The sequence below is a fragment of the Xenorhabdus mauleonii genome (assembly GCF_900113945.1).
In the GTDB taxonomy this organism is placed as follows: domain Bacteria; phylum Pseudomonadota; class Gammaproteobacteria; order Enterobacterales; family Enterobacteriaceae; genus Xenorhabdus; species Xenorhabdus mauleonii.
The window spans coordinates 194,605-216,799 of record NZ_FORG01000005.1 but is presented as its reverse complement, the minus strand read 5'-3'; the positions used below and the strand labels follow the sequence as shown (position 1 = coordinate 216,799).

Annotated in this window: 21 protein-coding genes and 1 other annotated feature; of the genes, 3 read left to right on the top strand and 18 right to left on the bottom strand. The window is 42.4% G+C overall.

What is annotated here, in order from left to right:
• Window positions 1-52: 52 nt before the first annotated feature.
• From BM100_RS07195 to thrS, 17 genes are all read right to left on the bottom strand, one after another.
• Window positions 53-538, bottom strand: coding sequence for a C40 family peptidase (locus BM100_RS07195; protein WP_092509376.1), 486 nt, complete (start codon window positions 536-538; stop codon window positions 53-55).
• Between the two features lie 144 nt (window positions 539-682).
• A complete protein-coding gene (gene arnF, locus BM100_RS07190; RefSeq protein ID WP_092509374.1) occupies window positions 683-1,078 on the bottom strand; it encodes a 4-amino-4-deoxy-L-arabinose-phosphoundecaprenol flippase subunit ArnF in 396 nt (131 codons plus the stop codon).
• Window positions 1,075-1,422, bottom strand: coding sequence for a 4-amino-4-deoxy-L-arabinose-phosphoundecaprenol flippase subunit ArnE (gene arnE / locus BM100_RS07185; protein WP_092509372.1), 348 nt, complete (start codon window positions 1,420-1,422; stop codon window positions 1,075-1,077). Before arnE ends, arnF begins: the two co-directional genes overlap by 4 nt.
• On the bottom strand, window positions 1,419-3,080 hold the full coding sequence (arnT, locus tag BM100_RS07180; protein ID WP_092509370.1) for a lipid IV(A) 4-amino-4-deoxy-L-arabinosyltransferase: 1,662 nt from the start codon (window positions 3,078-3,080) through the stop codon (window positions 1,419-1,421). The genes arnE and arnT overlap by 4 nt, the downstream gene beginning before the upstream one ends.
• 7 nt (window positions 3,081-3,087) lie before the next feature.
• Window positions 3,088-3,981, bottom strand: coding sequence for a 4-deoxy-4-formamido-L-arabinose-phosphoundecaprenol deformylase (arnD, locus tag BM100_RS07175; protein ID WP_092509368.1), 894 nt, complete (start codon window positions 3,979-3,981; stop codon window positions 3,088-3,090).
• 21 nt (window positions 3,982-4,002) lie between these two features.
• Window positions 4,003-5,988, bottom strand: a complete 1,986-nt coding sequence (arnA, locus tag BM100_RS07170; protein ID WP_092509366.1) for a bifunctional UDP-4-amino-4-deoxy-L-arabinose formyltransferase/UDP-glucuronic acid oxidase ArnA — start codon at window positions 5,986-5,988, stop codon at window positions 4,003-4,005.
• Window positions 5,988-6,965, bottom strand: coding sequence for an undecaprenyl-phosphate 4-deoxy-4-formamido-L-arabinose transferase (gene arnC / locus BM100_RS07165; RefSeq protein ID WP_092509364.1), 978 nt, complete (start codon window positions 6,963-6,965; stop codon window positions 5,988-5,990). Before arnC ends, arnA begins: the two co-directional genes overlap by 1 nt.
• On the bottom strand, window positions 6,966-8,111 hold the full coding sequence (gene arnB / locus BM100_RS07160; protein ID WP_092509363.1) for a UDP-4-amino-4-deoxy-L-arabinose aminotransferase: 1,146 nt from the start codon (window positions 8,109-8,111) through the stop codon (window positions 6,966-6,968).
• A 155-nt stretch (window positions 8,112-8,266) separates the two neighbouring features.
• Window positions 8,267-9,034, bottom strand: coding sequence for a vitamin B12 ABC transporter ATP-binding protein BtuD (gene btuD, locus BM100_RS07155; protein ID WP_092509361.1), 768 nt, complete (start codon window positions 9,032-9,034; stop codon window positions 8,267-8,269).
• A 61-nt stretch (window positions 9,035-9,095) separates the two neighbouring features.
• Window positions 9,096-10,091: a vitamin B12 ABC transporter permease BtuC gene (btuC, locus tag BM100_RS07150; protein WP_092509359.1), complete on the bottom strand. Its 996-nt coding sequence runs from the start codon at window positions 10,089-10,091 to the stop codon at window positions 9,096-9,098.
• Between the two features lie 98 nt (window positions 10,092-10,189).
• Window positions 10,190-10,486 carry an integration host factor subunit alpha gene (ihfA, locus tag BM100_RS07145; RefSeq protein ID WP_038233943.1) on the bottom strand — a complete coding sequence of 99 codons (297 nt, stop codon included), beginning with the start codon at window positions 10,484-10,486 and terminating at the stop codon, window positions 10,190-10,192.
• A gap of 4 nt (window positions 10,487-10,490) precedes the next feature.
• Window positions 10,491-12,878 carry a phenylalanine--tRNA ligase subunit beta gene (gene pheT / locus BM100_RS07140; RefSeq protein WP_092509357.1) on the bottom strand — a complete coding sequence of 796 codons (2,388 nt, stop codon included), beginning with the start codon at window positions 12,876-12,878 and terminating at the stop codon, window positions 10,491-10,493.
• A 14-nt stretch (window positions 12,879-12,892) separates the two neighbouring features.
• A complete protein-coding gene (gene pheS / locus BM100_RS07135) occupies window positions 12,893-13,876 on the bottom strand; it encodes a phenylalanine--tRNA ligase subunit alpha (protein WP_092509355.1) in 984 nt (327 codons plus the stop codon).
• Between the two features lie 81 nt (window positions 13,877-13,957).
• Window positions 13,958-14,080, bottom strand: a sequence feature (Phe leader region).
• A gap of 133 nt (window positions 14,081-14,213) precedes the next feature.
• On the bottom strand, window positions 14,214-14,570 hold the full coding sequence (gene rplT, locus BM100_RS07130; RefSeq protein WP_010847342.1) for a 50S ribosomal protein L20: 357 nt from the start codon (window positions 14,568-14,570) through the stop codon (window positions 14,214-14,216).
• A 45-nt stretch (window positions 14,571-14,615) separates the two neighbouring features.
• Window positions 14,616-14,813, bottom strand: a complete 198-nt coding sequence (gene rpmI, locus BM100_RS07125; protein WP_006118955.1) for a 50S ribosomal protein L35 — start codon at window positions 14,811-14,813, stop codon at window positions 14,616-14,618.
• Window positions 14,814-14,908: 95 nt separating this feature from the next.
• Window positions 14,909-15,448, bottom strand: coding sequence for a translation initiation factor IF-3 (infC, locus tag BM100_RS07120; protein ID WP_092509353.1), 540 nt, complete (start codon window positions 15,446-15,448; stop codon window positions 14,909-14,911).
• Window positions 15,449-15,451: 3 nt separating this feature from the next.
• Window positions 15,452-17,380 carry a threonine--tRNA ligase gene (gene thrS, locus BM100_RS07115; RefSeq protein ID WP_092509351.1) on the bottom strand — a complete coding sequence of 643 codons (1,929 nt, stop codon included), beginning with the start codon at window positions 17,378-17,380 and terminating at the stop codon, window positions 15,452-15,454.
• Between the two features lie 752 nt (window positions 17,381-18,132).
• Here thrS and BM100_RS07110 point away from each other — a divergent pair.
• The gene (locus BM100_RS07110) at window positions 18,133-19,251 is read left to right on the top strand and encodes an anthrax toxin-like adenylyl cyclase domain-containing protein (protein ID WP_092509349.1); all 1,119 of its coding nucleotides are present in this window, start codon (window positions 18,133-18,135) and stop codon (window positions 19,249-19,251) included.
• Window positions 19,252-19,263: 12 nt separating this feature from the next.
• On the opposite strand, the gene BM100_RS07105 is transcribed toward BM100_RS07110, so the two are convergent.
• Window positions 19,264-19,944, bottom strand: coding sequence for a transglycosylase SLT domain-containing protein (locus tag BM100_RS07105; protein ID WP_175494925.1), 681 nt, complete (start codon window positions 19,942-19,944; stop codon window positions 19,264-19,266).
• Between the two features lie 432 nt (window positions 19,945-20,376).
• Here BM100_RS07105 and BM100_RS07100 point away from each other — a divergent pair, with 432 nt between their 5' ends.
• Both BM100_RS07100 and BM100_RS07095 read left to right on the top strand, forming a co-directional pair.
• Window positions 20,377-21,291, top strand: coding sequence for a metal ABC transporter substrate-binding protein (locus tag BM100_RS07100; protein ID WP_092509347.1), 915 nt, complete (start codon window positions 20,377-20,379; stop codon window positions 21,289-21,291).
• Window positions 21,288-22,193 carry a manganese/iron ABC transporter ATP-binding protein gene (locus tag BM100_RS07095; RefSeq protein ID WP_092509345.1) on the top strand — a complete coding sequence of 302 codons (906 nt, stop codon included), beginning with the start codon at window positions 21,288-21,290 and terminating at the stop codon, window positions 22,191-22,193. Before BM100_RS07100 ends, BM100_RS07095 begins: the two co-directional genes overlap by 4 nt.
• The last annotated feature ends 2 nt before the right edge of the window (window positions 22,194-22,195 follow it).

Genomic DNA, 22,195 nt, shown 5'->3' with positions numbered 1-22,195 from the left:
TGATATCGCTCATAATCTGGATATTGATGCCCACATGCCGGAAAAAGTAAAATCACATCCTGCGGGCTTGCCAGAAAACACGGCGCCAATACACATTATCAAGGGAGGAACGTATGACACCTTTACTGGTAGATGCATGGATAAATTCATTATTCGTATCATAAATGCCTACATGTAACCCACTTTCGCCGCTGCCCGTTTTGAAAAAAACTAAATCTCCCGGCATCAGATCGCCTTTATCAATCCGTGTGCCTAGCTTAGTTTGTTCACTCGTTGTGCGCGGAAGTAGGATATTAAAACGATCATAATATGTGCGGTAGACAAAGCCAGAACAATCAACACCACGCCTATCCATTCCTCCATAGCGATAAGGCGTATTATGCCATTGTTTCAGTTGTTCTTTTAGTTGGGCAATGACCATTATTGGGTCAGAAAGTGCGGCTTTTGACGACGGAGGGAGGGATTTTGAGATCTGATTGGAACAACCAATGAGAAAAAAGCTAAATAGTAAGCATAAATAGCCTGCTCTGGTTATCATTTGCTTTCTCCCGGTGACCATAATGGAAACAAACAAATTTTATCTGCCATGAGATAAAAAGGCCAGTTTATGTACCAGATTTCCTGCCATATCGAACTAAAATTGTTTATTCCCTTGTTACTGGCGGCCAGTGACTATTGATGATCAATGAAGTTGATTTTTTCCCGGCCGACTGATTAACCAAACGCCAGATAAGATACAAATTACCCCAACCGTTTTTAATAATGAGATAGGCTCATTGAACCACGGCAAAATGGCCGCCATTAAATAAACAAAAACATAACTCAAACTAATTATGGGGTATGCTTTGTTCAGTGGCAGGTATTTTAGGGTAAAGAACCAACATAGCATGGATAGTGCATAACCTGACAATCCAGCCAAAATCATGAGTAAAGGATTATGGTGTTGCCAAAGCCAATCAATATCCAGCCAATATGCCGACAGTGAAAGTGGTGGCAGATGAACAACCCCCCACTTCAAAAGCAGTTGCGCTATCGTGATCAGCAAAACACTCGTTATTCCCCAAAGGTAACCTTTCATTGCTCCAGACTCATCAACAAAATTCCCAACATAATGACAAAAATGCCTATCCAGTCTTTTAGGCCTACTTTTTCCCGATACAGGAATTGCCCAATTAACGTTACAACAACAAAATTAATACTTAACATTGGGTAGGCAATATTCAATGGCAAAAATTGCAGCAACCGCAGCCAAAATATCATGCCTATTCCTAACGAAAGAATAGCACCAGTCAGCCATATAGCTACAGACACCCCTCTATGAGGGGTGTTTTTCTGCCAACAAATAACCGCCTGCTTCTGACATAGCTGCCCAACACAGGTCAGCAAACTAACCAATATTAATAACGCTATACCATTACTCATGGTTGCTTCTTATAAATAACAAGGACAAAACGATGGTCTCTTCGCACAAGGTCGGGTTTTGGTAAGTCCGGCAGCTCTCCTTTTGAAGAGAGCAAAAAGACCATCGATACCTGACCATTTTTACGCGCTTTTGCCAACCATTCAGGAAATTCTTCTTGAGTCACATACTTGTACTGGCTATCAGGGTATGAAAGGCCGTATTCCAATTCACCTGTACGATCAAACATATAAATGTCATCACGCTTCAATTCCCATGCGATAGCCGCTCCCACCCCAACAGATTGAGTGAAAATATATTTACTATTCGCCAGCTCTGTTTCATTCTGCCGGATAAAATTCTGAGGTAGTTTGGAATTAATCGTATTGGTAGGCAATGCACTGCCGATAGACAGACTCAGTACAAGTGAACATGCGGCAGCCCATAACCAATATTTACCATTACGGGTAAAACACAAATAGCCAACGATTCCCCAAAAACCGAAAGCAATAATTCCCGTGATCCATTTCAACCGTTCATCAGGCTGATAAAGTGGATGGCTGGTGAATTTTTCCATAATGAAAAGGGTTAAAATCGCTGCCAATCCAATGACGACATTGACCAGCCCATTCACCTTTAATGCTTTCATCCTGCCGTTTTTGACACAATCGACAGCGTATTTTGCCATCATCACAGCTAATGGCCCAATAAACGGCAAAACATAGGTTGGTAATTTACCTTTTGCGATGCTGAAAAAAATAAATGGAACGACAAACCAGCAAAGCAGGAAAAACATTTCTGGGCGATCTTTTTTCTCTTTCCAGCTTTTGACTAAAGCTCCCGGCAGTAGACCCAACCACGGGATCACACCTAAAACCAGTATTGGCAGGTAATACCAAATGGGTGCAATGTGCTGCGCATTTTCAGAAGCAAAACGTTGTATATGCTCCACCCAGAAGAAATAATGCCAATAATTTGGTTCACGTAACGCGATTGCAATTACCCATGGCAGGCTAATCAAAATCGCAAAAATAACGGCAAGAAAGCCAAAGCGGAGCATTTCTAAAAAACGTTTCTGGTATAACGTGATGGGCACCATGCTAATGACGGGCAACGCCAATGCCAAAAAACCTTTTGTCATAAAAGCCATACCACAAGTCAGCCCCAATACAGACCAAGCTGCAACCCGTTCTCGTGTACTGCTGGCTTTAAGCGTCCAATAACAACTGACAATTCCGGCGGTGATCCACAAAGAAAACATGGGATCAAGAACACTATATGTGCCGATGGAAAAAACAATGAACATAGAAATGTAAATCAAACTGGAAACAAACGCAGTCTGACGACATTGCCACATCATCATTGCTAATCGATAAAGTAAAAATGCACTGATTAAGATGCTGAATACTGAGCCAAAACGAACCGCGAAGTTATTATCACCAAAAATCCACTGACTAATATTATTAAACCAGTATCCTGCTACTGGCTTTTCAAAATAACGAACATCCAAAAAGTAAGGCACAATCCAGTCACCACGTTGCAGCATTTCCCGGCTGATTTCAGCATACCGGGTTTCATCTGGCTGCCATAACAGGCGGCCGTCCAGCGGCAACAGATACGTGAGGATAAAAAAAAGAGCCATCAGTACGGCTCCAGCTTTACTCGTCCGAGTATTCAACATATTTGTGTTATACCTCTTGTTGGCAACCTAACCAGCCTTCACGACCGGGAAAATCCGAACGAACAATTTTCCCAACAGGAAGCGAGTCTCTATTTTCAGGTAATAAATCGCTCAATTTACAAAATGTAATGTCTTGCTGATGAAGCATATTCAAGAGTGTTTCGAATTGAGAAGATTTCGACATACCCTCAACTTCGGTATGAATGGTGTAAACAGGAACACCTTGAGCATTTTTAATTGCATCAAGGATAAAGTTATTGAAATCAACGTCACTGACTTGTGTGCCAACGACTTCATCATAAGTGGGCAGTGTAACCGGAATTTGCACAGTCCCAACTTTGCCGTCAGACAAAATTGGCCTGAATGGATGCGTTCCACGACAATCGCTATTGTAATCAAAACCAAAACGCTGTTTGACAGCCACTACACGCTCATCCGCTCTCCAGCCAGCAACTGCTGAACATGTAACAGCTTGCCCTATCGCCTGTTTTAACGCGTCAGTTCCCAATCGTACTTGTTCTGCTAATTCGGCTTCCGACCAACGCCCAACTTTCGCTTGCCAGCCCTGATGATCCCATGCATGCAATCCAACTTCATGACCTGCATCTGCTGTTTGTTTCATCAGATACCCCAGATCCTTGGCAATTTTCTTACCCGGCCATGCTGTGCCAGCCAGTAAAATATCCAAACCATAAAGAGAGGCCGCATTCGATCTCAGCATTTTCCAAAGAAATTTGGGCCGTAACAGGCGCCATAAATGGCGCCCCATGTTATCTGGACCGACACTGAAAAAAAAGCTGGCTTGGATATGATGCTTCTGCAAAATCTCAAGCAATTGCGGTACACCTTCCTTTGTGCCTCGATAAGTATCTACATCAATTCTTAAACCAACTTTCTTCATTACGTTAGTCCCTATCCCTTTCTAGCTTTTCCTTTGTAATTCTTCTACTGCTCCACGCAAGAAGAAATCCAATGTTTCATCAATGGTTTGTGTCATATCAATGGTTGGTTTCCAGCCAAGGAAGCGCTCCGCATTTTTAATGCTGGGTTTACGATGTTCTACATCCTGATAGCCCTGGCCATAATAGCTGCTGCTTTCAATTTTCTTAAACCCTGCAAATGGAGGGAAATGGCCGCGCAGTTCATGTTTTTCAAAACTATCCAGCAACATTTCAGCTAATTGGCGAATACTGGCTTCATTCGTTGGATTACCGATATTGATAATTTGACCGTCACACAAACCATCCCGATTCTCGATGATTCTGAATAAGGCTTCAATACCATCATGAATATCAGTGAAGCAGCGTTTTTGCTCCCCGCCATCTACCAGCTTAATCGGTGACCCTTCCACCAAGTTCAAAATCAATTGAGTAATTGCTCTTGAGCTGCCAATACGTGCTGAATTCAAGTTATCCAACCTTGGCCCCATCCAGTTAAATGGACGGAACAAGGTGAATTTCAAACCTTCTTTTGCACCATATGCCCAGATAACCCGATCGAGTAACTGCTTAGAAACTGAATATATCCAGCGCTGTTTATTAATAGGTCCGACAATAAGACGTGAATTATCTTCATCAAATTCCTTATCGTCACACATTCCATAAACTTCGGACGTTGATGGGAAAATAATTCGTTTATTGTATTTCACGCAGTAACGGACAATTTTCAGATTTTCTTCAAAGTCCAGTTCAAAGACACGTAAAGGATTGCGGGTATATTCAATTGGAGTGGCAATTGCCACTAATGGCAAAATAACATCACATTTCTTGATGTGGTATTCAATCCATTCAGTATGAATACTGACATCCCCTTCGATGAAATGGAAACGAGGGTTGCCTATAAACCGCTCAATGGCAGAAGAACCAATATCCATTCCGTAGATGTCGTAATTGCCATCGTTCAGCAAACGTTCTGTCAGATGATTACCAATAAACCCATTAACACCCAGGATTAAAACACGCTTGCGGCGGCTGACTTGTGCGGTTGCTTTTGGGCCAACATGAATACCCGCTACGATACCCATTTCAAGAGCCAATCGATTACCTTGGACGTAGAGACCTGATTCACCCTGCCCGCTGATAATTTCCAGTGCCCCATCGCCACAAGCAATAACAAATGGTTCAGTTGAAATGACGGTGCCAGGGCGTTTGCCATGATTTTGTTCCAGTGGGCGAGAACGCCAAATGGTAATCTTACGCTCACCCAAGAAAGTAAATGCGCCTGGATATGGTTCAGTAACAGCCCTGACCAGGTTATTAATTTCTCTGGCGGATTTGTTCCAGATTATCTCACCATCTTCAGCCGAGCGACGGCCAAAATACGTTGCCTGACTTTCATCTTGTGGGATAGAAGGATAATGGCCTGATTTTATCTGCGGTAAAATACCTTCCAATAACTCAGCAGCTGCTTCGCGTATTTTTCCGTGCACTTCCAGCGAAGTATCCGCCTCGCCAATGAGTACGGACTGCTGCGCGATAATATCTCCAGCGTCTGGTTTCGTCAGCATTTTATGCAACGTTACGCCTGTCTCGGTCTCACCATTGAGTACCGCCCAGTTAACCGGAGCCCGACCACGATATTTTGGCAATAAGGAGCCATGCAAGTTAAATGCGCCTTTCTCAGCCAAGGATAAGATTTCCTGGCTAATCATGTTTCGGTAATAGAAAGAGAAAATGACATCCGGTTTCATCTCTCGAATGCGTTCAACCCAAAGTGGATGATTCACATTTTCTGGCGCAAATACAGGTAACCCCATATTTGCCCCGACACGAGCAACAGACGAGAAAAAGTGATTTTCATTTGGATCATCGGTATGCGTAAATACTGCCTGAATATCAAAACCTGCATTTGCGAGCGCATTAAGTCCGACACAACCAATATCATGATAGGCAAAGATAACTGCTTTCATTAGCTTTTTTCCTGATTGTCCTTGGTCTTGTTAACTCCGACCACTTTTTGAATAAAATAACGCGGGCGAGCACGAACGTCGTTATATATCCGGCCAATATATTCACCGAGTAATCCCATTGCGACGAACTGCGCACCAATAAACATGAAAAGGATAGCAAACAGAGTAAATACACCTTCAGCAGCCCACATTGAGCCAAAAATAAGGCGCAGAGTTATCAATAGTACCGCCAGCAGGAAACCTGTGATGGCGATAATGCTTCCAACGACGCTCAGTAACCGCAAAGGTGCGGTTGTTAAGCAGGTCAAAAGGTCATACATCAGGTTTATCAGTTTCATGAAACTGTATTTAGAATCCCCAAACTCACGTTCTGCATGCCCTACATCAATTTCTATCGTTCTGCGGGCGAACGTATTGGCAAGGATGGGAATAAAAGTGCTCCGCTCATGGCACTGCAACATTGCATGCACAATGTGGCGACGATAGGCACGCAACATACAGCCATAATCACCCATTGAGCGTCCTGTCGCTTTAGTGATCATTGCATTGATGAGTTTAGATGCGCTTTTACGGAACCAGGAATCTTGGCGATTGGCACGGCGTGTTCCAACTACGTCATATCCCTCTTCTGCCGTTTTAACCAACCGAGGAATTTCTTCCGGTGGATTTTGCAAATCAGCATCAAGCGTAATCACTAAATCGCCATCTGCCTGATGGAACCCCGCCATAATTGCTGAATGTTGCCCATAATTGCGATTCAGCAAAATAGCTATAACGTGGTTTTCAGGAACTTCTGCTGCCTGAGTCAGAATATCGGCGGAACTGTCACGACTGCCATCATCCACCAAAATAATTTCGTATTCTCGTTCAAGTTCCCGGCATGCTCCGATAGTTCTTTCCAGTAATTGGGGCAAACTCTCCTCTTCGTTATAAACAGGAATAACGACGGAAACTTTTTTGATCTTCTCAAATGTCACTTAATTATGCTCCGAAAGGATTGCAGTTATTGCATTCACGACACGATCAACATCTGCATTGCTCATATCAGGAAAAAGTGGCAATGAACAGAGTGTTGACGAGTTCCATTCAGATACAGGCAGAGAGAGTTGCGGGTAACGTTCGCGGTAGTATTTCTGCGTATGCGCGGCCCTGAAATGCAAGCCTGTACCAATATTTCTGTCTTTTAGGCGCGCCATGAAAGTATCCCGGTCAATACCACAGACATTCTTGTCAACACGAACCATAAAAAGATGGTGGGTATGCAAGTGTTCATATTCAGGAACACTTAACATCTGAAGGGGTGAGTCAATGAGAGCGGCAGAATAACGTTCCACCAGTTCCCTGCGGCGCTCGTTCATTGATGCCAGTTTGCCTAATTGCACAACTGCCATCGCCGCATGGATGTCGGATAAATTATATTTAAAACCCGGCTCAATGACCTCTGCTTGAGGCTTTCTTCCCTGAATTTGTCGGTCGAATGCATCGACAGCCAAACCATGAAACTTTAAGCAACGGATCCTATTGGCTAATTCGTCATCATCTGTAACGAACATCCCACCTTCGGCACACGTCATATTTTTAATGGCGTGGAAAGAAAAGATGGCGGTTCCCCGCTCTCCCACCCATTCATTTTTATAACGCGTTCCGACAGCATGAGCTGCATCTTCAATCAGAGGAATATTAGCTTCTTGGGCAACAGCACGCAGAGCATCAAGATCGCAAGGCGCTCCAGCATAATGCACAGGAATAATCGCTTTGGTTCTTGGAGTGATCGCTTTTTTGACTGTATCTGCACTCACCATGAGCGTATCACGGTCAACTTCTACCATGACGGGTTCAGCGCCCAGCAGACAAATCATATTGATTGTGGAAACCCAAGTTTGAGAGGGAGTGATGACTTCATCACCGGGACCTATACCCAACGCCAGCAAAGCCAAATGCATTCCCGCTGTCGCGGAACACAAAGCAATCGCATGTTTGCATCCAAACATACGAGAAAAATCTTGCTCTAATTGGTGGTTTTGTGGCCCTGTAGTGATCCAACCTGAACGTAAAACTTTTTCAATTGCTTCTATCTCCTCACTGCCAATCGCAGGACGAGAAAATGGCAAAAAACTGTCCATAATCGCCTTATGCCTTGCATTAACTAATATTTATAATCTGACAATCCTAGATGAAATTAGTTTAACCAACCATCAACAGATAAACAATTTTTAATCAATCAGAGAGCACTATGCGATAATAAAAGCTATAAATGTAGCGAATTCACTTATAAAAATTACCTATGATTGATCCTCCATAATTTATAGCGGGTATTTTTGAGATGTCTAATACTTACCTCAAAAATTTCTGATAAATTTTGTTCAGTCATAACATTTTGTGGTACACCTGATGCCAATAATTTTCCGTGTGACAACAGCCATACACCTGCCGCTTGTTCATAAGTGTGATCAAGATTATGGCTACTCAGCAGCACAGAACCTCCCAAGGAACAAAATGCTTTAATTAATTCATCTAAGATGGCTTGCTGAGTGATATCAAGGTTATTTGTTGGCTCATCAAGTAAGAGTAATCGCCCATTAGGATTCAGTTCCGGCCATACTTGGAAAAAAGTTCCAGCCAATCTGACACGTTGCCATTCTCCACCGGATAACTGCCCGATTGGTGAAGAAAGTAGGGAAACGAGTTTCATTTGCTGGCAAAGATCATGTAATACCTGCTCACTCTGCTTCAATGGAGATAATTGAGGGCGAAACATGTCCAAATATTGGAACACCGGCATGGCAGGTATAGATGCAGATTGAGAGAGCCAAGAGCGATATTGCGCCAGTTCATGTTGTCGGTAATCAGTCAATTCCTTGCCATGTAAATAAATGTTCCCGTGATAGGGTAAAACACCAGCAATCGCTGAAAGCAAAGTACTTTTCCCTGAGCCATTTAAACCGACCAAATGGGTTTGTTCCCCGGCCATAACAGAGGCAGATAATGAATTCAATCTGTTGCCAACAGTCACATTATCCAGAACTACAATCGGTTGGTCAGCCATAATTCCTCATCTTGCTATTCCCATATTACTGACTTTTTCTCCAGTATATTCAGCGTATTTCTTAATAGCGACGCGTTCTCAACAAAAGCCATATAAAAATTGGTGCCCCCAATGTCACAGTAACAACACCGATTGGTACTTCTGCATGAGATAGTGACAAACGTGAAAATAAATCAGCCAGCAATAGGCCGCTGCTTCCCGCCAATGCACTGGCCGGCAGCAAAGTTTTATGATCTGTCAGGCCAATCAGCCTTAAAATATGGGGAATAACCAAACCAATAAAGCTAATCGCTCCCGCAAGGGCAACACTCAAACCCACTAATAACCCAACTACGGATACAAAAACATTACGCCACATATGATGGGAAACCCCCAGCTGTCGGGCCTGCAATTCCCCCAGTGACAAATAATTCAGGACGTTCCCCTTACTGCTTAGCCATAAAACAACGGGAAACAATGCAATAACCAACCATTTTTGACGCCAATCAATGCCACTGAAACTCCCCATCATCCAATACATTAATTGCCGCAAATCTAAACTACTGCTGAAATAAACCATCCATGTCATCAAGGCACCAAATATCACCCCGAAAGCAACACCAATCAATAATAAACGGGCATTGGTCACATGATGTTTTCTGGAAAAACCCAGCAAGATGCCCGTCATAAAAAGCGCTCCCAACACGGCACCAACGCTCAACAGCCATAATGGCGCTATGCCATGAAAAATCAGTATCAGGCATACCACTACAACACCGGCCCCGTTACTGACTCCAAGCAACCCAGGCTCTGCTAACGGGTTTTCAAACAATGCCTGCATGACTGCACCCGATACAGCCAAACTGGCACCAACCATGATTACCGCAACCGCTCGGGGTAATCTTAATTGCCAAATGAATAATTGAGCTGGTTCAGATAGCCACTGATCAGGCCGAAACCAAATTTCGCCTGCACATAATGACAAAATAAACAGAACAATGAGTAAAACAGACAGGATAATGATGATTCGATGGCTGCGTTTTTTCTGCAACGTGACCAGTTCATGAACAGAGTGCATGGCAAGAAAACCATTCGGAAATAAGAAATACTTCCCATTGTAGCAATAGGAAATTTAAGGTAAGAAAAAGACCGCAATATGCGGCCTTTTTGATTTATCTATTCTTTGGGTAACGCTTTTTCTACCCTATTTTTCAACTTTTGGCCTGGGCGAAAAGTGACAACGCGGCGAGCTGTAATCGGAATATCTTCTCCAGTCTTCGGATTACGACCAGGGCGTTGATTTTTATCTCTCAAGTCAAAGTTGCCAAATCCAGATAGCTTAACCTGCTCCCCATTCTCCAAAGAACGACGCACTTCTTCAAAGAACATCTCTACCAGATCTTTAGCGTCACGTTTGCTAATACCCAGTTTTTCAAACAGATTTTCTGACATTTCAGCTTTAGTAAGCGCCATAAGTTCAGTCCCTCAAGGATGCTTGGAATCGCTGTTCTAATGCAGCAACGCATTTGTTGACGGTCGCAGCAATTTCTTCTTCTTCCAGTGTACGCGTGGTATCCTGCAAGATTAAGCTAATAGCAAGGCTCTTATAGCCTTCCGCAACACCTTTACCACAATACACGTCAAATAAGTTTATGCCAACTATATGATTTACGCCAACTTTCTTACATTCAACCAGAACATCTTCTGCGGCTACATTTTCAGGCACAACAATAGCAATATCACGGCGGTTAGATGGGAAGCGAGAAACTTCCTTCATCTCAGGAATTACGCGGTCCGCCAGACTAGCCCATAACACCTCGAATACCACGGTACGGCCGTTTAAGTCAAGTTTACGCTCTAGTTCTGGATGAACAACGCCAATATAACCAATGTAACTATTTTCCAGATAAATCCCAGCACATTGCCCAGGATGCAAAGCAGGATGTTCTTCTGCTTTGAAGGAAATCTTCGATAGTTTACCTGTCAGTTCTAAAACAGATTCTAAATCACCCTTCAAATCAAAGAAGTCAACGGGCTGTTTTTCCATCGACCAGTGCTCATCGACGCGATTTCCGGCTATAACACCAGCAAGCATCAATTCCTGACGAATACCGTGTTCTGCATTTTCATCCGGTACAAAACGCAAACCTGTTTCAAATAAACGAACACGACTTTGCTGGCGATTCTGGTTATAGGCAACTGTAGTCAATAACCCCGTCAACAGAGATAAACGCATTGCTGACATATCTGCTGAAATTGGATTTGGCAGAATCAATGCATCTTGCTGAGGATGTAAGTGTTGCTGAATCTTCGGATCGACAAAACTATAGGTAATTGCTTCTTGATAGCCGCAATCCACCAGCATGGTTTTAACGCGTTTCAGAGACAAATTGGCTTCACGGTGCGAAGTCATCACAAGGTCAGCGTGTACTGGCACATCTGGAATATTATTATAACCGTAAATGCGAGCAACTTCCTCTACCAGATCTTCCTCGATCTGCATATCAAAACGCCAGCTAGGAGCGACAGCTTGCCAACTATCGGCTTGTACGGTTACTTGGCAACCCAAACGAGTCAGGATATCAGTTACTTGTTCGTCAATAATATGATGGCCAATCAAGCGATCCAATTTTTGACGGCTCAGTGTAATTGTTGCTGGTTTCGGCAAATGCGCTTCACTGGTAGCATCAACGATTTCTCCAGCTTCCCCGCCACAGATATCAACCAACAATTGAGTCGCATATTCCATTGCCTTATGTTGAAGCTGCGGATCGACACCACGTTCAAAACGATGAGACGCATCAGTATGCAAACCATAACGGCGAGCACGACCAGTAATTGCCAACGGTGCAAAGAATGCGCACTCCAGCATAATATGCTGCGTTTCGGCATTAACACCAGAATGTTCTCCGCCGAAAATCCCTGCCATTGCAAGTGATTGCTTTTCATCAGCAATTACAAGTGTATCAGCAGAAAGTTCGGCTTCATTACCATCTAGTAACGTGAGTTTTTCGCCTTGCTCAGCCAAACGGACAATAATTGAACCACTCAAACGCTCTAAATCGAAGGCATGCAGTGGTTGTCCCAGCTCAAGTAAAACGTAATTGGTAATGTCAACAACCGGATCAATAGAGCGAATACCACCACGGCGTAATTTTTCACGCATCCACAATGGTGTTTTCGCTTTAACGTTTACATTTTTGATAACACGTCCCAGATAACGAGGACAAGCTTCAGCGGCATCAACGCGAATAGGGAATGTCGCATCTACCGTTGGTTTAACCGCTTCAATTTTTGGCTCGTTCAAAGGCAGTTTGTTGATCACAGCAACATCACGGGCTACACCCATAATGCTCAAACAATCAGCGCGGTTTGGTGTGATACTGATTTCAATCGCATTATCATCCAATTTCATGTATTCACGCAGATCAGTGCCAATCGGCGCATCCACAGGAAGCTCAATGATACCATCGTGATCGTCAGCAATACCCAGTTCGGAAAATGAACACAGCATCCCTTCAGATGGCTCACCGCGTAATTTAGCGGCCTTGATTTTGAAATCACCCGGAAGCACAGCACCCACTGTAGCAACAGCGACACGAAGCCCTTGGCGGCAATTTGGCGCACCACAAACAATATCTAACAGACGTTCGCCACCAACATTGACTTTGGTAACACGTAACTTGTCTGCATTTGGATGTTGGCCACATTCCACAACTTCACCCACAAATACGCCGTGGAATTGACCTGCCACTTTTTCAACACCATCAACTTCCAAACCAGCCATGGTGATTTGATCAGACAATGTTTCACTATCAATGGCCGGGTTTGCCCACTCGCGTAACCAGAGTTCACTGAATTTCATGAGATATACCCGCCTTATTTAAATTGTTTGAGGAAACGTAAATCATTTTCGAAGAATGCGCGTAAATCTGTCACACCGTAGCGAAGCATGGTCAGGCGCTCCATTCCCATACCAAAGGCAAAACCAGAATAGACTTCAGGATCAATACCTACATTGCGCAACACGCTCGGGTGCACCATGCCGCAACCCAATACTTCAAGCCATTTGCCATTTTTCCCCATTACATCCACTTCAGCTGAAGGTTCTGTAAATGGAAAATATGAAGGACGGAAACGAACCTGCATATCTTCTTCAAAAAAGTTATTCAGGAAGTCATGCAATGTCCCTTTCAGATTGGTAAAGCTGATATTTTTATCAACAATTAATCCTTCAATCTGATGGAACATTGGTGTATGTGTCTGATCATAATCATTACGATATACACGTCCCGGAGCAATGATACGAATAGGTGGCTCGCTATTCTTCATTGTGCGGATCTGTACCCCAGAGGTCTGGGTACGCAGCAGACGCGTTGCATCAAACCAGAAAGTATCATGATCCGCACGGGCCGGATGATGTGCAGGTATATTCAGGGCATCAAAATTATGATAGTCATCTTCGATTTCTGGGCCGGATTCAACAGAAAAACCTAACTCACCAAAGAAAGTTTCAATACGTTCAATCGTGCGTGTAACAGGGTGCAATCCACCGTTTTCCATACGACGGCCAGGCAATGAAACATCGATTTTTTCGGCTGACAAGCGTGCATTCAGAACATCTGATTCAAGCTTTGCCTTGCGCGCGTTCAATGCTTCTTGAACTTCTTGTTTAGCCTGATTAATGACAGCCCCTGCCGCTGGACGCTCCTCGGCAGGTAAGTCACGCAGCGATGACATCTGGAGGGTTAAATGGCCTTTTTTTCCCAGGTATTCAACTCGCACCAAATCCAACGCAGCAACATCCTGGGCTTCTTCTACGGCTGCTTTTGCCTTTGCAACCAGCTCAGTAAGATGTGACATCGTTTCCTCTTCCTTCGGCCAGATGGCCCTTTAGTTGTTATCGACTATGCCCACAAGTTTATCGACTTATGAATGCATAAAAATAAAAAAGCCTCCACATTGGAGGCTCAAGCGCTATTTTTCGTTTCTTTTCTTACGCGCGAAGCCTCCTGATTTCAGGTGCTAAAGTAAAAAAAGAAACGAAAAAAGGCTAATCTCATCATTTTCGTTATTTCCTCCACATACTTTCTGAGTTGATTAGTTGAAATACTACTAATTAGCAAACCTAAGTAAATAATAGTAAGCCACATTTTGAGAAAAAGTAAAAGAGGGAGCAAGCTCCCTCTTTTAACCTGACTTATGCCAGAGCGCCCTTCGCTTTTTCAACCAGAGCAGCAAATGCTACTTTGTCGAATACAGCGATGTCAGCCAGAATCTTACGGTCGATTTCAATCGAAGCCTTTTTCAGGCCGTTGATGAAACGGCTGTAAGACATGCCGTTCTGACGTGCAGCAGCGTTGATACGTGCAATCCACAGTTGACGGAATTGACGTTTACGCTGACGGCGGTCACGGTAAGCGTACTGACCAGCTTTGATAACAGCCTGGAAAGCAACACGATAAACGCGCGAACGAGCACCGTAGTAACCTTTCGCTTGTTTTAAAATTTTCTTGTGACGTGCACGGGCAATAACACCACGTTTTACGCGAGCCATATACTTCTCCTATCGTCTCTATATTCTAATCTAAAAAAAACTTGCTTATGCGTAAGGCAGGCAAGCAACAACCAGGCCCAGATCACCTTTGGAGACCATGCCTTTTGGACGTAAATGACGTTTACGCTTAGTTGATTTTTTAGTCAGAATGTGACGAAGGTTAGCGTGCTTACGCTTGAAACCACCACTTGCGGTTTTTTTGAAGCGTTTAGCTGCGCCGCGTACTGTTTTAATCTTTGGCATTTTAAATTTCCACTTCGCATTGTTAATTACAACGAACTAGTAAGGCGAATAGACCCCATCCAGAATTGGCTGGAGCCTATTACTTGTCTGCCTGACTATTTCTTCTTAGGAGCGAGCACCATGATCATCTGGCGGCCTTCAACCTTCGTTGGGAAGGATTCGACTACTGCCAGTTCACTCAAATCGTCACGAATGCGGTTAAGCATTTCGATACCAATTTGTTGATGCGCCATCTCACGCCCACGGAAACGCAGGGTGATTTTAGCTTTATCGCCATCTTCCAGAAAACGAATCAGGTTGCGTAGTTTGACCTGATAGTCGCCTTCATCTGTACCAGGACGGAATTTAATTTCCTTAACCTGAATAACCTTTTGTTTCTTTTTCTGCTCTTTGATCGACTTACTCTTCTCATAGAGGAACTTGCCGTAATCCATCACACGACAAACCGGCGGTTCGGCATTTGGGCTGATTTCAACTAAATCAACACCAGCTTCCTCGGCTTTCTCAAGAGCTTCTTTCAGACTGACAATACCAATCTGTTCGCCATCTAATCCAGTTAAACGAACTTCAGTGGCGCGAATCTCTTCATTAATGCGATTTGGGCGCGCCGGTTGAATTCTTTTTCCGCCTTTAATACCTTATTCCTCCAATTGATGAAGATTGCGACTGCGAATTTCTGTCAGCAGTTTTTCTGTAAACTCGTTGACGTCAATGCTACCTAAATCCTTGCCACGGCGAGTACGGACAGAAATTTTTCCTGACTCGACTTCTTTATCACCACAAACAAGCATGTAAGGTACACGACGCAGAGTGTGTTCGCGAATTTTAAAGCCAATCTTCTCGTTTCTCAAGTCTGCTTTTGCACGAATGCCTGCATCTTGAAGTTTTTTAACCAATTCCTGTACATAATTTGCCTGACCGTCGGTAATATTCATGACGACGACCTGCTGAGGCGCCAACCATGTTGGGAAAAACCCAGCATATTCTTCTGTCAGAATACCGATGAAGCGTTCCAGGGAGCCCAGAACCGCACGGTGAATCATTACAGGAACCTTACGTTCGTTATTTTCACCCACATATGACGCACTCAAACGCGCTGGCAGTGAAAAATCCAGTTGCACAGTACCACATTGCCACGCACGATCCAAACAATCATGTAGAGTAAATTCAATTTTAGGGCCATAAAATGCCCCTTCACCCGGTTGGTATTCAAATTCGATACCATTTTGGGTTAATGCTTTGGCGAGATCCGCTTCTGCTTCATCCCATTGTTTATCCGTGCCAATACGTTTTTCTGGGCGAGTTGATAATTTAACAATAATCTTCTCAAAACCAAATGTATTGTATACATCATAAATCATTTTGATGCAGCTGCTAACTTCCTGCTGAATTTGTTCTTCGGTACAGAAAATGTGTGCATCATCCTGAGTAAAGCCACGTACACGCATCAATCCGTGCAATGCACCTGATGGCTCGTTACGGTGGCAGCTACCAAATTCAGCCATACGCAACGGCAAATCACGATAAGATTTCAATCCCTGATTGAAAATCTGGACATGACCCGGACAGTTCATCGGTTTTACGCAATATTCACGGTTTTCCGATGAAGTGGTGAACATATTTTCTTTATAGTTTTCCCAGTGTCCTGTCTTTTCCCACAGGATGCGATCCATCATGAATGGGCCTTTAACTTCCTGATACTGGTACTCTTTAAGCTTCATGCGGACGAAAGTTTCCAGCTCACGGAAAATGGTCCAGCCATCGTTATGCCAGAAAGCCATACCCGGTGCTTCTTCTTGCATATGATACAGGTCAAGCTGCTTACCAATTTTGCGGTGATCGCGTTTAGCCGCCTCTTCTAATCTCTGCAAATAAGCATTGAGCTGTTTCTTATCAGCCCAGGCAGTACCATAAATACGTTGCAACATTTTGTTGTCGCTATTGCCGCGCCAATATGCCCCTGCAACTTTTTGCAGTTTGAAATGATGGCAGAAACGCATATTAGGAACATGCGGCCCACGGCACATATCAACGTATTCTTCATGGTGATATAAACCCGGACGATCATCACGGCTGATATTCTCATCCAGAATCTGAACCTTATACTCTTCGCCACGAGCTGCAAATGTGTCGCGCGCCTCCTGCCAGCTGACCTTTTTCTTGATAACGTCATAGTCTTTTTTGGCAAGTTCCAGCATACGCTTCTCAAGCAACTCGATATCTTCCTGCGTCAAAGAGCGATCCAAATCGATATCGTAATAGAAACCATTGTCAATTACAGGGCCAATGGCCATCTTCGTATTAGGCCACAACTGCTTGATTGCATGACCTAACAAGTGAGCACATGAGTGACGGATTATTTCCAGACCTTCATCATTTTTACTGGTGATAATAGCAAGGTTGGCATCAGTTTCGATTAATTCACAGGCATCAACCAACTCACCATTAACACGGCCGGCAATACATGCTTTTGCCAAACCAGTGCCGATATCACGCGCCACATCCATTACAGAAACAGCATGCTCAAATTGACGTTGACTACCATCAGGAAGAGTAATAACAGGCATTTAAAATCCTTATATACAGTGGTGACCCATACGAAAGATCACTTGCATTAAATCAAATTCATTGTTAATCAATACGTTAGAAACAAACTCTTGCTTCACTCCGCAAGATGTGTACACATTTATGACACATTATTCAAATGTATCCTGTACATTTATCCTAACTCGCTGAGCATACTATCACACAGAGCAGATGTTGAAATAGTTCATATTGATATCAAATCAACTTTATCAATTAATTGATAATTATTTATTATTTTGAAAAATCAAAAACTATCTTTTCGGTATGCATTCCGCAGAAAGATCTTGGTATCTCAGCGAATAAAACTGTTTTTTACGATACCACGGAATTTTTTCACTTTCTTATTACTCCGAAAGCTATATTTAATTAGATTACTACATTGAATGCACTGAATTATCAGATTTAATTTAACATATATCCTTTTAATTTATATCACATTTAGAAATTATAAGCACACATTAGATATTTTAGTTCAGACCATATAATGCTTATCTTTTACTTGAGCAAGTTTAAATGAAAAATAATAATTTCTCTACACAATGCATTAAAAATACAAATGTAAAAATAAAAACTTAACATATAAACATAATTCACTTTAATAAATTTAAGATAAAAAAACATAGAGATATATTTACTTATAGTTATAATTCCATTAAAAGAAACCTAGAATAATTTAAAAGACACATTAAATCTATTTTGTATTTCACATTGGGAAAGAACAAAAGGTTGTTATATGCAAATCGAGCACAACATAAAAGAAGAAACATCACAATCACCTGAAGAGTTAGTTAAAGGTTTAACAGGTTTCTTGGGTGGAATTGATTATAGCCATGTAATTAAACTACAACGATATGCAGCGATTAATAATTGTATTGTCGGTATTCGGCCAGTAGAAAGCCTGGCTGGCTCATTAATTAGGGATGGATACCCCACAAAATCACTTGATATAAAAGGAAAAAGTTCAAATTGGGGACCTCAGGCCGGATTCATCTGTGAAAACCAATTATTCAGCAAGCTAGAAGGTACTTCTGGTTTAGAAATTGAATATTTTAATCAGAAAGTGCAAGATTGTATTAATGCTCGCTATGCTACCTCAATTCCTTTAAAAATAACCAGAGGGCGATTGCAAGAGTTAATGGGTGAAAGACTTATTATGAGAAATAGTAATTCCCCAAATTCTAATGATTATATTTCAAAAAGACCAAGTGGCAACGAGTATTCGTTCAAATTAGTCCCAGTAGACTCAAATAAAAAACAAGAAGAACAATATCTTAAAGTTCTATACAAGAACAAACCGATCAAAGTATTAGCCCCCAATGAACAAAGCAAACCATTAACGGCAGATTATGATTTGTTATTAATCGGCGTACATATCGCTGATTATGGCGTAAATGATAGAATTATAAAACACGATAAAAACGCAGGCATATATCCTAGCTATTGTGATAACAATATGAAAAATCAAGAAAAGCAACCCGATATGGGCGTTGTCACTAGACGAATCATAAAAATCATAAATGAGATTAATGTGTTGATTGCTGGAAATAACCCCAATCTTATACACCATGGTGCAGATACAGAAAACCCTTATACTGATCCAGCCACTAATTATCCCGCCATATTTGTGTTACCAAAAAATATTGCGCCGTTTAATATGGTATGCGTTATTCAAAATGATGATGAATTGTTTCATTTAATCCAAAAAATGAGAGATGAACACTATTATACTAACGTCAATCCCAGTTGGCCTAGTAGGTTTGCAAAGATAAGAAATCAAACATACACCGATGCTAGAAACCTCTTTAAAAGAGTACCAAGCCTGCCATCATTCTTAATGAAAAACAGAAAATAATAGGTTATGTCATCACTGAACTTCCCCTAATGCACGATAAGCGTTTTTTACTTTCCATAAATAACGTGGAGCCTGTGGTGCAGGATGATTATTTTGAACATATTGATAAAACTCATTTGGCGTCATTTGATTAATCTTAGTGATTGCCAAAGCCCGATTGGAATCAAATGTCCGCAATAACGCTCCTGCGCCATTCACGTATGCAACTATCGTGGCATAATACAATGTTTCAGGATTAACAATTCCGCCTAAATGCTGTTTTTTCAATATGCTAATATAGGCAGTCCCGAGGTCAATATTGGTTTCAGGATCTTTCAATTCACGCATCGTTGGCTGCCCTGATTTTCCTTTCATTTTGTAAGCATCCCGCCCTGCCGTGGATGCTTTAATCTGCATTAATCCAACAGCATTTGATTTGCTGATAACTTCTGGGCGAAAACCGGATTCTACTTGAATAATCGCTTTAATAAGCATTTCATCAACACCATAGCGTTTTGACGCTTGTTCAATGAAAGCATCAAATGGTGTTGGTTCAGATTTATTTGTAAACTTACGAGAACCAAACGCGGCGTTATTGTCATTAAGCATGCGTGTTGCAGTAGGTTGAGCTTGAACGCCTGATTGCTGCGCATTTTGCCCCGAACATCCCACCAATAACAGAACTGATGCAATATAGCCAAACCTTGATTTCACGCGTTTTCCCCCTAAGATAAAATTGATCTTATAAAGGATATATAATTTTTTTGATAAGCGAAAAATATTTTTCTGTTATGCCTATCAACTTTCAAGTGACCTCTTGTTGGCTGCACTCTCTGCCCCCGTTAGCATGATTATCTATGCTTACAGAAATGAATGAGGAGTCAGTCTTGGTCTGGCTGGTACAGCTCAAAGCCTATGGGAGTATATTTATCAAAATAAATTAACCTATTTATCTTGGATAATTCTGGACAATATCTCGTTTTTTTGTTCGCATGGGAGTCATCACTGCCATGCTGAATTGCCGGAAATTAAGCATGCAGATATCAAATCTATTACGAATTTAATTCGTTAACGCCTTGACTTTACACAAATGATACTGATAATCATTATCAATAATTATATGTATAACAAGTAAGGTTTATTACAATGGTCAAAAAGCACTCAATTTCTGTTTTCCCAATATTTACCTTGATCATTGCACTATCAGCAATGTTCTTCTTTAGCCAACTTGCCCATGCAGAGAAAAAATTCAGGGTCGTTACGACATTCACCATTATTCAAGATATGGCCCAAAATATCGCCGGTGACGCGGCCATTGTTGACTCCATAACAAAACCTGGTGCAGAGATTCACGACTATCAGCCAACACCAAAGGATATTATTAAAGCAAAACGTGCCGATCTTATTCTTTGGAATGGATTAAACCTTGAACGTTGGTTTGAGCGTTTTTTTGAAAATATGAAAGATATACCGGTCGCTGTTATTACTGAAGGTATTACCCCTCTTCCAATTCGTGAAGGGCCTTACAATAAAAACCCCAACCCCCATGCCTGGATGTCGCCCAAAAACGCCCTGATTTATATCGAAAATATCCGTAAGGCGCTTGTCACACACGACCCGGCAAATGCTGAAACTTATAATCGCAATGCCAAAATCTATGCAGAAAAAATCGCCCAGCTAGATTCACCACTTAGAGAGCGGCTTTCACGCATTCCGAAAGAGCAACGCTGGTTGGTGACTAGTGAAGGCGCTTTCAGCTATCTCACGCAGGACTATGGTTTCAAAGAAGTTTACTTATGGCCCATCAACGCTGAAGAGCAAGGTTCCCCCCAACAAGTACGCAGTGTCATTGATACTGTAAGAGCCAATAAAATCCCCGTTGTCTTCAGTGAAAGTACTGTCTCGGATAAACCTGCAAAACAAGTCAGTAAAGAAACCGGGGCACGTTACGGCGGCGTACTTTATGTAGATTCCCTTTCTACTGCAAAAGGGCCTGTTCCTACATACATCGATCTGCTGAATACGACTGTTGATACCATTGCAAAAGGGTTTAATCAATGAACCGTTCATCGTTGAATCAACGACCATTAATTGAACCACCTCATTTAATTGTCGATAACGCGACTGTCACTTATAACAATGGGCACACTGCAATCTATGATGCCAGCTTTGACATTACCGGCGGCACAATTTGTGCATTGGTTGGCATGAATGGCAGTGGAAAATCTACATTATTTAAAACCATTATGGGGCTGGTAAATCCCTCTCAAGGTAAAGTTACCCTTAATAACCAACCGATTAAAGCAGCGTTAAAACAAAACATCATTGCATATGTCCCACAAACTGAAGAAGTCGATTGGAACTTCCCTGTGCTAGTTTCCGATGTCGTGATGATGGGCCGCTATGGAAAAATGGGATTCTTACGTCGCCCCAGTAAACATGATCATGAAATCGTAGGTAAAGCACTCGAACGTGTTGGACTAAGCGGCCTGAGCGATCGGCAAATTGGTGAACTCTCCGGTGGCCAGAAAAAACGGGCGTTTTTAGCCCGGGCATTAGCCCAAGAAGGAAAGGTACTGCTTCTGGATGAACCTTTTACCGGTGTTGATGTTAAAACGGAAAATGCCATCATTAGTTTACTTCGTGACTTACGAGATGAAGGCCATTTAATTTTAGTCTCCACTCATAACCTCGGAAGTGTGCCCGAGTTTTGCGATCATGTTATTTTGATCAACCGCACAGTATTGGCCAGTGGACAAACTGAAACCACGTTTACTCAAAAAAATCTGGAAATTACGTTCGGTGGAGTTTTACGCCATATAAATCTTTCTGGCCCAGAATTGCATGATGACGATGACCCTCGTTCACTGACCGTCATTACTGATGACGAACGTGCGGCCGTCTTTTATGGGCATGACCATCATGTTCCTCCGCGACAGAGTCCAAAACAGAAGGAAAATTAGCC